Genomic DNA, 15,094 nt, shown 5'->3' with positions numbered 1-15,094 from the left:
AAAACTATTTAATAGAATAATCTATCAAACGAGAATAATCTCCATCTTCATATTCAATGGCAATAATACCAATTCCTTTAGCAAAATACCATGTCGACTTATCTGTGGTTATACCATCAACTAAAGGCGTAAAACTCTCATCTTGCTTAACAACCATTACATTATCATAACTTTTGCCGTTAATAGTTTTTGTAACATCTTTTTCTAGTAAGGTCATTTGATAGCTTAAAGTAAATCCATCATCTTCAAATGTATCACTCCAAGTATCTCCTATTTTGGCATCTAAATCTGCAATAGCAGTTACGAAAAGTACTCCTTCATCATCTGTAAAATCATATCCATAATACACTTTTTGAGTAGATGGGTCAATACGGACTAATAACTCTTCATCTATATTATTAGGTTCTACACTAATCATATTCCAAGTAAAACCACCCACACTTTTTGTTTGGCTAGTAAGAGTTTGAATATAAGTTTGGTTTTCTTCATCTTGATATGTCCAAGTAGAAGTTGTTGTTAGAGGAAAATAACTTCCTTGTTCTTTTGGATTTTCATCTTCATCATCTTTTTTACAAGATGAAAATAAGAATGAAAAACTGATTGAGAAAATAAGAACGAGAATGAAAAAATGATACTGTGATTGAATTTTATTTTTAGTGAATTGCATAATAAAAATGAGTTAGTTTTATAAATTTGGATTAAAAAATAGAATTAATTCTGTCTTTACATACAAAAATGCAATTCAAAAAGGCTCATTATTCTAAATATTTCTACACGATTAAAATTTAATCATAAAAAAAAGCAACTCTCTTGTGAAAGTTGCTTTTTGTGTCGTCAATGTATAAAATAAAATTTTTTACACTGAGCTAAACATATATTGATTCAATTAAAAACAGATTCAGTACGAATACTTCTATTGATAACTAATCAATTTGTTTGTTTAGTAATCACGTGATGGACGTCCACCACCGAAGTTTCCGCCACCTCTGTTTTCTCTAGGAATGGCTTTTTTTACTTGGATCTCACGACCTTTAAGTTCGATACCGTTCAATTCTTCAACAGCTGCTTCGCCATCTTCTTCTGATTCCATTTCAACGAAACCAAAACCTCTTGAACGATGTGTTTCACGGTCTGTGATAATTTTTGTTGATGTAACTACACCAAGCTCTGAAAATACTGCCTCTAATTCTTCCTCTGAGATAGAATAAGGCAAATTTGATACGTAAAGATTCATAAAACTAATTAACGAAAAAAACTAATAAATGAAGGATCTAAGTTGTTCCTTCGCTTCAAATATACAAATAAATTTTTTATAAAACTACTACTTGTATCAATTAATTTTTAATTATTTTCAAGTATTTCGTGTGTTTTTTATGAAATACTTCCAAATAACTCTTTATTTAAGGGTTTTTTGAGAATATAAAAATAAAATATAGCCAATTAATTTCTAGAATTTATGTTACATTTTTAATTTATTTCGATTTTTGAGGAGGCTGCATAACTACTTGGCAATTATTACATGTTCGTAATTCTTCTGAATTATAAAAAGTTTGCATTACTTTAGGCAATTGTTCCACAATATCAGTCAGTTCAAAACGCTCTTCATACAGTTTGTTTCCACAGTTTTCGCAATACCACATAAAGCCATCTTCTTCTCCTTCTCTTCTATAACGCTCAATGACAAGCCCAATAGAACCTTCAGTACGCTGTGGAGAGTGAGGAATTTTAGCAGGTAATAAAAACATTTCGCCTGCACCAATAGGTACATCAACAAATTTTCCGTCTTCGATAATCTTGACAACAATATTTCCCTCTAGTTGATAAAAAAGTTCTTCACTTTCATTATAATGATAATCTTTTCGACTATTTGGTCCTCCAACAACCATTACAATATAATCTTCATTATCCAAATATACTTGCTGATTGCCAACTGGTGGTTTTAAAAGATGACGATTATCATCGATCCATTTTTGAAGGTTAAAAGGTTTTTTCATGAATAAATTTAGAATTGGTGTGTTGGATAAAAAATTATACTACTTTAATCAAAAAGAACTTATTTATGTTTGTCTAAATTAATAAATTCTTGCTGTATTCTCCAATTTCAAATTTCACTTATTTCATTTCTATGTCTTTTCACAATTTATAACATTCTTTCAAAAAAATAATTTCGCATATTGCAGAGTAGCTCAAAGCTATTAAATTAAGAATTAAAATTGCTCTCATCTCTTTTTTATTAAAATATAGAACTATGCAACTCAAAAAAATACCCATTTTCATCTTTGTCCTTTTACTTTTTAATTGTTTTTTTATATCTCCCAAAAGTTATTCTCAATCTCCTTTACCAGCTCAAAAACAAAATCAACCCATTGTACTCAAAAATGCAACACTTCATATTGGCGATGGAAATACCATTATCGAAAATGGTTCTGTTCGTTTTGAGAATGGAAAAATTACTGCGTTAGGAGAATCTTCAAGTGTTTCTCAAGAAGGTGCAAAGGTTGTTGATTTGTTTGGAAAACATATTTATCCTTCTCTTATTTTGGCAAATACAACACTTGGGCTTAAAGAAATTGATGCAGTGCGTCCTTCAGTAGATGAGGCTGAAGTAGGGGATATGAATCCTAATATTAGAGCCATTAGTGCATACAATGCAGAGTCTGATGTTACCACAACTGTTAGAACAAATGGTGTTTTGATTGCACAAGCAACTCCTCGTGGGGCGTTAGTAGCAGGACTTTCTTCTATTGTAAATCTTGATGCATGGAATTGGGAAGATGCTGCACTTAAAATAGATGATGGTTTACACATTTATATGCCTGCTTATATGCAACAAGGTGGTTGGTGGGCTGCTCCTGCTGAACCTAAGAAAGCAAAGGAGGAAGAACGAAATGCAGAAATAGCAAAAATAAAATCTCTTTTGAGTGAAGCAAAAGCCTACAATCAAATTGAAAATCCAACTACAAAAAATTTGAAACTGGCAGCTGTAAAAGGTCTTTTTGATGGAACAATGCGTCTGTATTTGCATGCCGAATGGGCAAAAGATATTATTGAAGGAGTTAGCTTTGCAAAAGAAATGGGGGTTCAGAAAGTTGTTGTTGTGGGTGGATACGATTCTTGGCAAGTAGCTGAGTTTTTGAAAAAAAATAAGGTTCCTGTTATTGTAGGACGTACTTTAGAATTACCTCAACGTACTGATGATGATATTGATGCACCTTTCAAACTGCCTTATCTATTACAAAAAGCAGGTGTAGAGTATTGTTTGAATTATGCTGGTGATATGGAAACAATGGGTGCAAGAAACCTTCCTTTTTCAGCAGGAATGGCAGTTGCTTTCGGACTGACTAAAGAACAAGCCTTGGCAGCTATCACAAGCAAAGCAGCTTCTATTTTAGGAATTAATGAGCGTGTTGGAACATTAGAAGTAGGAAAAGATGCAAGTATAGTGGTTTCAGAAGGTGATATTTTGGATATGACTACCAACAAAGTTATTCATGCTTTCATTGAAGGACGAGAAATTGATTTGGCAAACAAACAAAAAGTTCTCTATCAAAAATATAAAACACGTATTGAGAATGTGAAGGAGTAGGTTACCCAAACAAATTTCTTCTTTATCAAACAAAAAAAAGGATTCTCTATGTAGTATCCTTTTTTTTGTTTAGAAGAAGAAGTATAGAAAATGATATAAGTATTATTCTTAGAAACGAATATCTGATTTGCTAAATATATTTTTTATTCTCTATAAACTCATATTTATTCTTCTTATATCCTTATTTTTTTGTAGAAAAGTGGTATATTGACTACATATTAGCTATTTCATTAGATACCTATATTGCTTGTCTTTTGTACTTTCGAAAAACTAATCCTCTTTTTAGTAAAAAATATTTATATGGACAATCTATTTCCCTTTGCAGAAAATATAAAAGAAATACATGTCGGACAAATTACAATTGTTTATGAAGGTTGGCATAAACAGTTAAATAAAAAAATCGCTATCAAAGTATTGCGTGATAGCCTGCCATCACTAAAGAATATTGCCAAATTTAATGAAGAGTATGTCCTCACAAATAATATAAAATCTAATATAATACGAAAAGCAATCAGTCAGCATCGAATTAATGACCGACATGTTCTTGTTTTAGATTATATAGATGGCTATTCATTGAAAGAATATATAGAAAACAATGGACTTTCTTTAGAAGAAAAATTAAATATTGCCATAGCCATAACAATTGCTTTACAAGAAGTACATCAGTTTAATATCATTCATAAAGATATTAATCCTAAAAATATACTCATTGGAAAAGATAATCAGATTTATATTATAGATTTTGGGATTGCGTCACAGTTCAAACGTCAAAAAAAAAATGCTGAAATAGCCAATACAATGGAAGGCACAATAGCCTATATTTCGCCCGAACAGACAGGAAGAGTAAACCGTTCGATAGATGTTCGTACTGATTTATATTCTTTGGGAGTTACCTTTTATGAGCTGTTTACAGGTGTTTTGCCTTTTCAGTTTTCTGATATAATGGAGCTTATACACTCACATATTGCACTTACTCCTACACCTACACACGAAAAAAATCCAAAAATCCCTTTGATGCTTTCTAAGGTATTGGAAAAATTACTATACAAAAATGCAGAAGCACGTTATCAAACAGCTTTTGGCTTACAAAAAGATTTAGAAAAAATTCTTAATAGTCTAGAAACTGGAAAAGAAATAATTGATTTTGAGTTAGCTCAACAGGATTTTACAACTACTTTTCAAATTCCTGAAAAACTATATGGAAGAGAAAAAGAAATTCAACTACTCACTAAAACATTTGATAAAGTAAGTTTGGGTGCAAATTATCTTGTTCTTTTAGGGGGGTATTCAGGAATTGGAAAAACAGCGTTAGTAAACGAACTTTACAAATCAATTACTCAAAAAAGAGGCTATTTTATAAAAGGAAAATTTGACCAATTTCAAAATGATGTTCCTTATAGTGCCATTATTGAGAGTTTTAAAAATTTTATAAATCAAATACTTACCGAAACTCAGGCAAGAATAACGGCATGGTCAAGAAAAATAAAAAAGGTTTTGGATGTCAATGGAAGCGTACTGACAGACGTTCTTCCTTTATTAGAATTAATAATAGGAAAACAAAATCCTGTTCCTAAATTAAGTCCTAGTGAATCCCAAAATCGTTTTAATTTAGTTATTCAAAGTTTTGTCAGAGCAATTAGTAAACAAGAACATCCTTTAGTTATTTTTATAGATGATTGGCAGTGGGCTGATAGTGGAAGTTTGAGTTTACTAGAGCTTTTGATGACAGATATAAGCAATACACATTTGATGCTCATCGGAACATATAGAGATAATGAAGTAGATGCTTCTCATCCTTTTTCTATTCAACTAAGAGAATTAGAAAAGCTAAATATTCCCCTTTCTAATATAATTTTAGAACCATTAAGTTTTGAGAATATTTCCGTTTTGGTAAACGAAACACTCCATCAACAAAATAAATCTAGCCATTATTTAGCTAAGGTAATTTATAAAAAAACACAAGGAAATCCGTTTTTTACAAATCAATTTTTAGAATCCCTTTATAATCAAAACTTACTAGAGTTTTCTCATCAGAAAAAAGAATGGATATGGAATATTGATAAAATAAAAGAAAAAGATAGCACTTCTAATGTAGTGGATTTGATGAGTCAAAAAATACAAAAATTAGACAAACAAACTCAAAAAACTTTGCAATATGCTTCTTGCATTGGAGGAAAATTTGACCTTCAAATCCTTGCTCATATTTTGGGTTATTCAATCAAAGAAACAGTTGAAAAACTTATTCCAGCTCTTAAAGAAGAATTGATTCGTTCAGAAGATGATAGTTATAAAGGTCTTGATAAAACAACAAAAAAAGTACGTATTGCTTTCCATTTTTTGCACGACAGAGTCCAACAGGCTGCTTATTCTGTAATAAACGAGCAACAACAACAAGAAATAAGTTTGAAAATAGCTCGTTTCGTTTATTATGAAAGAAGTCAAAAATATATCAATGAATGGATTTGTGATATTGCAAATCACTACAACAAAGCAAGAGGCTTAATTCAAGATAAAAAAGAACAAAAGGAACTCATTCAGGTAAATTTAAGGGCTGCAAAAAAAGCAAAACAATCATTAGCTTATCTACCTGCAATTAATTATTTAAAAATAGCTGTTTCATTATTAGAAGAGGATGCTTGGAAGAATACTTACCAAGAAACCTTTGAAATATATAGTCTATTGGCTGATTGTCTATTCTTAAAAGCAAAAAAAGAAGAAGCAGAAGAAATTTTTAATCTATTACTAGAAAAGTCCCAATCTAGATTAGATACAATTAAGATTTATAGTACTCAGATTATTCTGTTAGAAAGTTCGCTTAAGTTTGTAGAAGCTATAGAGTTAGCCCGAAAAGCTCTTGCCATTTTGGATATAGAGTTGCCTAGAGAAGAAAATAAAAAAATAGAATTTTTTCAAAATGAAGTGGCTTTTATCAATTCTAATTTAGAAGCAAAAGGAGGAACGGAGTTTTTAGAAAATCTTCCTATCATGCAAAATGAAGAAATTGATGAAGCTCTCAAAATACTTTATCTTACTTGGTCATCTTGTTATATGTCTGGAGATATGAATTTGGTTGTACTGACGGCTGCTAAAATGGTTTTTTTAGGTATTAAATATGGAAATACTGCTGAAACTGCTTGGGCTTATACAGCTTATGCGATTTTTGTTTCTTCAGGAATGGGAAATTATAAGTTGGGTTATGATTTAGGACAATTGTCACTCAAACTAAATAAAAAATTTGGAGATTTACGTACTAAAGGACCTTTAAATCATTTGATAGGAATTTTTTTACATCATTACAGAAAACCTATAAGAAATGGTTTTCATTATTTCAAAACAGCTTTCGAAGCAAGTCTAGCTGTAGGAAGTTATGGATATGTAGCTTATGCACATTGTGTTTTGGCAAGACATCAGGTTTTGGCAGGAGTGAGTTTGGAAAAGGTGGCTTCTGAAACAGATACAAATATGGCTATTCAATATAGTTTGAAAAATCAAGGAACTGCACAACTTGGAATAGTAGTAAATGCTTTTGTGAAAAATATGTTAGGGCAGAGTAAAAGTCCTGATAGTTTTGATAATGATGAGTTTGATGAAAATGCGTATTTAGAAGGTTTCAAAACTCTTCCAATTGGTGCAGCCATTTACGAACCTCTCAAAGCAAGAATGTATTTGTATCAAGCAGATTATCAAAAAGCCATCGAACATTCTGAAAAAGCAATACCTGTAATGATAGCTCTTTTTGGTTCAGAATGGAATTGGTTTCATAATAATAATTATAGCTTGGCTTTGTGTGGTATAATTATCCAAAATCCTGATCATCCCAAGAAAAAAGAATATTTAGACATAATAGAATCTAATCAAGTACAAATGAAGATTTGGGCAGAGAATTGTCCTGAAAATTTTTCTCATCTGTATTTGATAATTGAGGCACAATTGGCTCAAATTAACCAAGATATTCTTGCTGCTATGAATTTGTATGATAAAGCTATTCTTGCTGCACAACAAAATCAGTTTGTACAAGATGAAGCTCTTTCAAATGAACTTGCAGGGAATTTTTATTTGAGTTTAGAAAAAAAGGAATTCGCACGTATTTATATTCAAAAAGCACATTATTTATATAAAATTTGGGGAGCAACCAAGAAAGTAATTCTATGTCAGAAACAATATAGATTACTTCTTGATGATACTAGAAATGGAGATGTATTTTTGTTATCTCCTACTATCCAATCATCTTCTAGTATTTCTTCTACTTCTTCGTCAAAGGGAACGTCAATAGGAAATTCATTAGATTTAAACACTATTTTAAAGGCAAGTCAAGCCATTTCTAGTGAAATAAAATTAGAAAATTTACTTGCCAAAATGATTCATATTATTGTAGAAAATGCAGGAGCTGAAAAAGGATATTTGATTCTGAAAAAAGAGGAAGGATTTCAAATTGATGCCTATTATTCGTTAGCTGATAAGATTATAGAAGTAATGCAATCAGAATCTGTTACAGACAATGAAAGTTTGCCCAAAAATGTTCTTAATTATGTAATTCGTACTAAAGAAACCCTCATTTTAGACAATGCACATAAAAATATGAACTTTAAGCAAGACAATTATATTCAAAAAAATGAAGTTAAGTCTTTGCTTTGTATGCCAATTATAAAACAAGGAGAAATACTAGCTTTAGTGTTTTTAGAAAATAACCAATCACATACTATTTTTAATAAAGAACGATTAAATATACTTAATCTTCTTTCTGCACAAATTGCTGTTTCAATTGATAATGCTTTAGTATATGAAAATCTTGAGCATATTATAACCGAACGAACTACTGAACTCAAACACTCTCAAGAACGCATTACATCAAGTATTCGTTATGCAGAAACAATTCAGAAAGCTATTTTTCCAAATCAAAAAGAATTTAACTCATATTTTGATGATTCTTTTCTTATTTTTCTGCCCAAAGATATTGTAAGTGGAGATTTTTATTGGACAACAAAAATTAATGGATATGTATTTATTGCTGTCATTGATTGTACAGGACATGGCGTTCCTGGGGCGTTTATGTCTATGATAGGAAATACCCTACTCAATGAAGTTGTTTTACAAAAAGAAATAACAAAACCCTCATTAATTTTGGAAGCATTGCACCAAGCCATTCGAAAAGCATTACGACAAACCACAACAAGAAATAGAGATGGTATGGACATGGTTATTGCAAGAGTAGAATATACAAAAAATGAACTAGTAAATATAGAAATGGCAGCTGCAAAACGTTCATTATTATATTCAAAAAATGGTGATTTTTTGAATATTAAAGGAGATAGACGCTCTGTAGGAGGAATTCAAAGAGAAGACAAACGTACTTTTAAAAACCATAAAGTTCAGCTCAAAAAAGGAGAATGTTTGTACATGTTTAGTGATGGTTTTAGCGACCAAGCAGATAAAGATTTAGAGAAATTTGGTTCTAGAAGACTAATAGGATTACTTGAATCTATAAGTAAAATCAAATCTATGAAAATACAGAAACAAACCCTACTAAAAGAACTAGAAAATCACATGGAAAATACCGAACAACGAGATGATATTACACTTATCGGTATTCGCTTATAATATTCTTTTATACCAAAAAGGAGTTTGATTGTTTTCAAACTCCTTTTATTTTTATCAAAACTTGAAATAATCTTTACATTCTACCAATTCGCTCCAACGTGTATAATTCAGTTTTGCATAATCTAAAAAATTAAGTCCATACTCTCCCAATGAAAAACCATCGTTTACTTCTAAAAGTAATGTTTTGCCTTTGTCAGTTACACAAAAATCAATTCCATACGCCAAAGGACTAGAACTAAAATCTTTAATACACTTTTCAATGATTTTATAATCTGGATTGATGTCATAATTGCCTCTGTATCTTCGTATATCTAAAATTTCTCCATATCTGACAAAAACTCTGAACTCTGCAACAGGATTGATAAGCTCTGAACACCAAACCTGATAATTTTGTCCTTGAATACCTTTTCCTATCAAATCTTTTGAAGAACTGATAACCAAACCTGTAAAGAATTTTTGTTTGTCTTCTCCTTTTGGTTTAATGAAAATATTTGGAAGTGTTCGGCTGATTTCATCAATGGTAGCAGTCCAAATTTCTCTTCCTAAATAATTTCTAAGTTCAAGAGGGTAATCCAAATCTGATTCTAATTTATGGCTATAACCTAGATATTCTAATCTGCTTTTTACAAAACCTATTCCACCAACAGCAATATTTTCTTTATTATCTATATCAGTTTCTTGGTTATTTTTTAAATTTTTCATTCCTACAATATTATCTACAAGAATGTTTTTTGCTCCCATAAACTCAAAACCTTTCATAGCTGTAAAAGCTCCAAGTTGAGGGCGATTAGAAACAAGTGTCGGATTTAGAACATATACATCAATCATTTTTAAAGTAAATTTTAATGAAACTATTTTTAGTGGTAAATTTGAATGTAAATTTTACTTAGTGTATAAACTACAAATCTAATTTTATAAAAGTTCTGAGACTTTCTAAAAAACAATTCATACTAAAATCATTTATTACAATGAAAAAGAATAATTTAATTCGTTTACTATTTTCATTTATTTTAATTTCAACACTTATGAGCAGCAAATGTAGCCCAGACAAAGACCAAGTAGTAACCCTTACTACAAAATTTGGTGATATGAAACTTATCCTTTTTGATGACACACCACTTCACAAAGAAAACTTCATCAAATTAGTAGAAAATGGAACTTATGATGGAACAATTTTCCACCGAGTAATCAAAGGATTTATGATTCAGGGAGGAGACCCATTTACAAAAGATGAGTCAAAAGACCCTAGAGAATATGGAACAGGAGGACCTGGTTATACAATTCCAGCCGAAATCAAAGATAATCATCCACACCGTAAAGGGGCAGTTGCAGCAGCAAGAATGGGAGATAATGTAAACCCAAAAAGAGAATCTAGTGGTTCACAGTTTTATATTGTTGAAAAAGACAATGGTGCAAATCACCTTGACGGACAATATACTGTTTTCGGGCAAATTATTGATGGATTTGATGTAATTGATAAAGTGGCACAACAAACAACACAATATCCTGATCGTCCTGTAGAGAAAATTGTAGTTAATTTCAAAGTAGAAGAAATTTCTAAAGAAAAAATTACAGAAGAATATGGTTACAAATATCCTGAAGTAAAAGAGGAGAAATAATAATTTGTACTATAAAAAATGGTTAATGAAAGAACAAATGTTCTTCATTAACCATTTTTTTATGACTCTATAAATGAAAAATCTTCTTTATTCTACATTACGTTCTATATATTTTATTATTGCTGTTGCAATATCTTTTCCTGTTGCTGCTTCAATTCCTTCTAATCCTGGAGAAGAATTTACTTCCAAGATAAGAGGTCCTCTTGCAGATTGCAACATATCCACACCAGCAACTCCTAAACCTAATACTTTGGCAGCTTTTAAGGCTGCATTTTCTTCTTGGTCTGTTAGTTCGATAACATTTGCGCTTCCTCCTCTATGAAGATTCGAACGAAATTCGCCTTCTTTTCCTTGTCGTTTCATTGCACCTACCACTACACCATCAACGATAAAGACACGAATATCTGCTCCTCCTGCTTCTTTGATAAATTCTTGTACAATAACACGAGCTTTTAAGCCATTAAATGCTTCTAGCATAGATTCAGCTGTATTTCTATTATCTGCCAGAACTACTCCTAATCCTTGTGTTCCTTCCAAAAGTTTGATAACTAAAGGTGCACCACCTGCTTTATCTACTACACTTGTGACATCTTTTGAATAATTACTAAAAACAGTTTTTGGTAAATCAAGACCAGCTCTAGCCAAAATTTGAAGACTTCTTAGTTTGTCTCTTGAACGAACTAATGCTTGGGATTCAGTAGAAGTAAAAATTTTCATCATCTCAAACTGACGCACAACAGCAGTTCCGAAAAAAGTGACAGAAGCACCAATACGTGGAATTACACCATCAATATCAGACATTTCTTCACCTTTATAAATGACACTTGGTTTCTTTTTTTGTATTACTAAATCACATTTTGTGTGATCTATAACTACCATTTGATGCCCTTTTTTTTCTCCAGCTTCAATAAGTCTTTTGGTTGAGTAAAGATTTTTATTTGCTGATAAGATAGCTAATTTCATGAATTTTATTTTAAATAATTTTGTTTTAAGTTTTATCCACAAAAGATAGTCATTAATCTATCAAATCCAAAAAAAACAAATCTTAGTACAGGTTGTTTCTTTGTTAATTAACAAATCTCATCTAACTTTATCTTTATTACTTTCTCAATGAAACATGTTGTTGTTTTTATAGGAGCTATATTTTTTGTTATTATAGCTGCTTATTTATTATTTTTCTTTCCTATTTATACACTTATAGGGATTTTGGTTTTAATAATTTTAGTAGGTATTTATGATTTGAACCAAAAGAAACATGCTATTCTACGTAACTTTCCTGTAATTGGACATTTTAGATATATCTTAGAAAGTATAGGGCCTGAAATCCATCAGTATTTTATAGAATCAGATACAGATGGAAAACCACTCAATAAAAATCAAAGAAAGTATGTATATTCAAGAGCAAAACTAGAGAATGATAACCATCCGTTTGGAACAGAACATGATTTACAAACTGAAGGAATGGAATGGACAGCACATTCTATTTACACTACTGAAAAACTAGAAACTCCACCACGAGTAAAAATAGGAGGTAAAGATTGCAAACAACCTTATGAAGCAAGTTTATTAAATGTGTCAGCGATGAGTTATGGTTCTTTGAGTAGCAGAGCTATTGAATCTTTGAATTTGGGAGCAAAAGAAGGAAATTTCTACCACAATACAGGAGAAGGAGCAATCTCTGACTACCACAGAAAAGGGGGAGATGTAACTTATCAAATTGGTACAGGTTATTTTGGTTGTAGAGATAAAGAAGGAAATTTCTCAGCAGAAGAATTTATCAAAACCATTGATTTTCCAGAGCTCAAAATGGTAGAAATAAAATTATCTCAGGGTGCAAAACCAGGTCATGGAGGAGTTTTACCAGCCAAGAAAAATACGGAAGAAATAGCAAAAATTAGAGGAATAGAACCTAATACTGTTGTAAAATCACCTAATTCTCATAAAGAATTTCAGTCTGCTGAAGGGTTATTGCGTTTTGTACATACATTAAGAGAACTCTCAAAAGGTAAGCCTATTGGTTTCAAACTTTGTATTGGTAGCAAAATGGAATTTGGAGATATTTGCAAAGCAATGGTAGAAACAGGAATAAGACCTGATTTTATTACTGTAGATGGTGCAGAAGGAGGAACAGGAGCAGCACCAATTATTTTTTCTGACCATGTTGGAATGCCTTGGGAAAATGCACTTGTCTTTGTAGATGATACACTCAAAAAATATGATTTGAGAAAAGATATACGAGTGATTACATCAGGTAAAATAGTTGATGGATTTGATATATTTAAAGCCCTTTGTTTAGGTGCAGATTTATGTAACTCAGCTCGTGCTATGATGTTGTCTTTAGGTTGTATTCAAGCTTTAGAATGTCATATGAATACGTGTCCGACAGGAGTTGCTACTTCAGATCCATCAAAAATGGGAGGTTTAGTAGTTTCAGAAAAATATAAAAGAGTAAAAAATTATCATGAAGAAACTCTAAAAGATTTCTTAGCCTTATTTTCTGCAACAGGCTGTAAAGATTTATCAGATCTTAATCGTTCACTTATTTTTAAGCAAATACAAGGAAAAGAAGTTTGTTTTGCAGAACGTTATCCAGAAGTAAAACTATTGGGTTAAAATTATAAAATAAAAAAAGGGACTTCTTTAGCTGAAGAAATCCTTTTTTTGTAAGTAAGTGAAACGTATTTTCTTTTACAATTTCATCATTTTTGGATATTTGTAAATTGCATAAGCAATAGAAGCTGCAGCATGGCGTACAAATGTATCAGTGAAATTTGGATTTAAATCCGTTTTTTGTTTGAACTGTGATGCTGAAAGTCCGTGTCCATTATCTTCAAATTTAGACATCTGTCCTGTTGCTTGATAATCTACCGAACCATCTTTTTTATATGTGATTCTAAGCATTGTATTTCTGTCCATATCCCATTTATAGCCTTTATTTACAGAATAAAATATTTTAATTATATATTCTCCTGTTGAGCTACGTTTGTCGATAGCAACCATTGTTGTATTATAAACAAGATTGGATTTTCCTCCTCTTTCTCTGTGTACAAAATAAGTATATTGCCCTGGACGTGCAGATCGCTCTAATTCCCATTTGTATTTTACGCCCTTGCGAACTAAATAGCCACGAGGATTGTCTTTTACTTTATTAATTTCACTTCTAGCATTCAAATCAGTAAAAATAGAATTGTAATATTCATTAAATGAAGTGGTTGCGTAACTACTTCCTACAAAGCAAGCAAAAATAGAAGCTAAGATAATTGTCTGAATTTTTTGAATCATTTTTGTCATTTTATAAATAAGATTTGGGGAAAGAATAATAATATTTTGATAGAGTAATTTATGAAAAAAGTAAGTGGAATAAAATCTTTTTGTTACTTTGTTAATTTTTTGTAACAATGTACTTCATTAAAAAACACAAACCACGCCAACTATTAGTTTTTGAAGGAAAAAAACGGGGAAAAGGTGGTTTTAATTTAATTAAAACTTACTAAAGTGCAATTTAATGTCTTTTTGTAGATTTTTTAAATAATCTATAGTATAGTTTAGTCTACTTCCATACCACGAAAAAAGTTCGCCATCCACTACCCTAATATAGGCATTTGGCAACATTTGAGCAAATTCTTGAATGTGTTTTTCTTTAAAAGGATAAGGTTCAGAGGAAAGCAAAATAATTTGAGGATTCAATTCTTTTATTTTTTCTTCATCAAGAATAGGATAACGAGTTGAAGTTGTGCTATTTTCTAAATTTGTTCTTTCTAAAATATCTTGAATAAAAGTATCTTTCCCTGCCACCATAAACGGGTCTTTCCAAATAAAATAAAGGACTTTATACCTTTCAGGTAATGAATCTGTTTTTGCTAATTCTTTAAAATCTTGATTCAATTTATAAACTAAATTTTTAGCTTCTTTTTGCTTTCCTACCAATTTTCCAACTTCTGAAATCATTTCAAAAGAGGATTTCAAATCATTTATATCACTTATCCAAACAGGAAATTGTTTTTCTAACTGCTCAACTCCCTCCTTATAATTTTCTTCTTTGTTAGCAATAATCAAATCAGGATTCAATGCAATTATTTTATCGATATCAAAATCTTTTGTTCCTCCAACTTTAACTATTTTCTTTACATTTTTTTTAGGATGAATACAGTATTTTGTAATTCCAACAACATTTTGACCAACTCCCAAATCAAAAAGAAGTTCTGTTTGAGAAGGAACAAGCGAAATAATACGTGTTGGAAATTCTGTTACTTCTACTTTACGATTGAGCTGGTCTGTATAAATAGGCATT

At 30.9% G+C, this 15,094-nt stretch carries 11 protein-coding genes; 4 read left to right on the top strand and 7 right to left on the bottom strand.

Annotated features, from left to right (window positions below; genetic code table 11):
* Positions 1-4: 4 nt before the first annotated feature.
* The 3 genes from V9L05_RS07705 to V9L05_RS07695 all read right to left on the bottom strand — a co-directional run bounded on the left by V9L05_RS07705 (position 5) and on the right by V9L05_RS07695 (position 1,994).
* On the bottom strand, positions 5-667 hold the full coding sequence (locus V9L05_RS07705; protein ID WP_338815011.1) for a hypothetical protein: 663 nt from the start codon (positions 665-667) through the stop codon (positions 5-7).
* A gap of 273 nt (positions 668-940) precedes the next feature.
* Complete coding sequence (locus tag V9L05_RS07700; RefSeq protein WP_338793801.1) at positions 941-1,234, bottom strand: RNA-binding protein; 294 nt, start codon at positions 1,232-1,234, stop codon at positions 941-943.
* A 238-nt stretch (positions 1,235-1,472) separates the two neighbouring features.
* Positions 1,473-1,994 (bottom strand): 3-hydroxyanthranilate 3,4-dioxygenase, encoded by a 522-nt coding sequence (locus V9L05_RS07695; RefSeq protein ID WP_338815010.1) that lies wholly within the window; start codon positions 1,992-1,994, stop codon positions 1,473-1,475.
* A 254-nt stretch (positions 1,995-2,248) separates the two neighbouring features.
* Between V9L05_RS07695 and V9L05_RS07690 the strand changes: the two genes are divergently transcribed.
* Together V9L05_RS07690 and V9L05_RS07685 are read left to right on the top strand one after the other, a co-directional pair.
* Entirely contained in the window at positions 2,249-3,586 is a 1,338-nt protein-coding gene (locus tag V9L05_RS07690) for an amidohydrolase family protein (protein WP_338815009.1), read from the top strand.
* A 300-nt stretch (positions 3,587-3,886) separates the two neighbouring features.
* Positions 3,887-9,184 (top strand): AAA family ATPase, encoded by a 5,298-nt coding sequence (locus V9L05_RS07685; RefSeq protein WP_338815008.1) that lies wholly within the window; start codon positions 3,887-3,889, stop codon positions 9,182-9,184.
* A gap of 54 nt (positions 9,185-9,238) precedes the next feature.
* Here the strand turns inward: V9L05_RS07685 and V9L05_RS07680 are convergent, their stop codons facing one another.
* Complete coding sequence (locus tag V9L05_RS07680; RefSeq protein WP_338815007.1) at positions 9,239-10,012, bottom strand: ATP-grasp domain-containing protein; 774 nt, start codon at positions 10,010-10,012, stop codon at positions 9,239-9,241.
* 140 nt (positions 10,013-10,152) lie between these two features.
* Here V9L05_RS07680 and V9L05_RS07675 point away from each other — a divergent pair, with 140 nt between their 5' ends.
* Positions 10,153-10,803 (top strand): peptidylprolyl isomerase, encoded by a 651-nt coding sequence (locus V9L05_RS07675; RefSeq protein ID WP_338815006.1) that lies wholly within the window; start codon positions 10,153-10,155, stop codon positions 10,801-10,803.
* 87 nt (positions 10,804-10,890) lie between these two features.
* Here V9L05_RS07675 and rimK read toward each other — a convergent pair whose 3' ends face one another.
* Positions 10,891-11,766, bottom strand: coding sequence for a 30S ribosomal protein S6--L-glutamate ligase (gene rimK, locus V9L05_RS07670; protein WP_338793807.1), 876 nt, complete (start codon positions 11,764-11,766; stop codon positions 10,891-10,893).
* Positions 11,767-11,913: 147 nt separating this feature from the next.
* On the opposite strand from rimK, the gene V9L05_RS07665 reads away from it, so the two are divergent.
* Positions 11,914-13,416: an FMN-binding glutamate synthase family protein gene (locus tag V9L05_RS07665; RefSeq protein WP_338793808.1), complete on the top strand. Its 1,503-nt coding sequence runs from the start codon at positions 11,914-11,916 to the stop codon at positions 13,414-13,416.
* 75 nt (positions 13,417-13,491) lie between these two features.
* On the opposite strand, the gene V9L05_RS07660 is transcribed toward V9L05_RS07665, so the two are convergent.
* Entirely contained in the window at positions 13,492-14,094 is a 603-nt protein-coding gene (locus V9L05_RS07660; RefSeq protein WP_338815005.1) for a hypothetical protein, read from the bottom strand.
* Between the two features lie 189 nt (positions 14,095-14,283).
* Positions 14,284-15,093, bottom strand: coding sequence for a helical backbone metal receptor (locus V9L05_RS07655; protein WP_338815004.1), 810 nt, complete (start codon positions 15,091-15,093; stop codon positions 14,284-14,286).
* Position 15,094: the final 1 nt, after the last annotated feature.

This window comes from Bernardetia sp. Wsw4-3y2 (assembly GCF_037126295.1).
Taxonomy (GTDB): Bacteria; Bacteroidota; Bacteroidia; order Cytophagales; family Bernardetiaceae; genus Bernardetia.
Note: the sequence above shows the minus strand (reverse complement) of the source record. Positions and strands in the feature narration are given on the sequence as shown.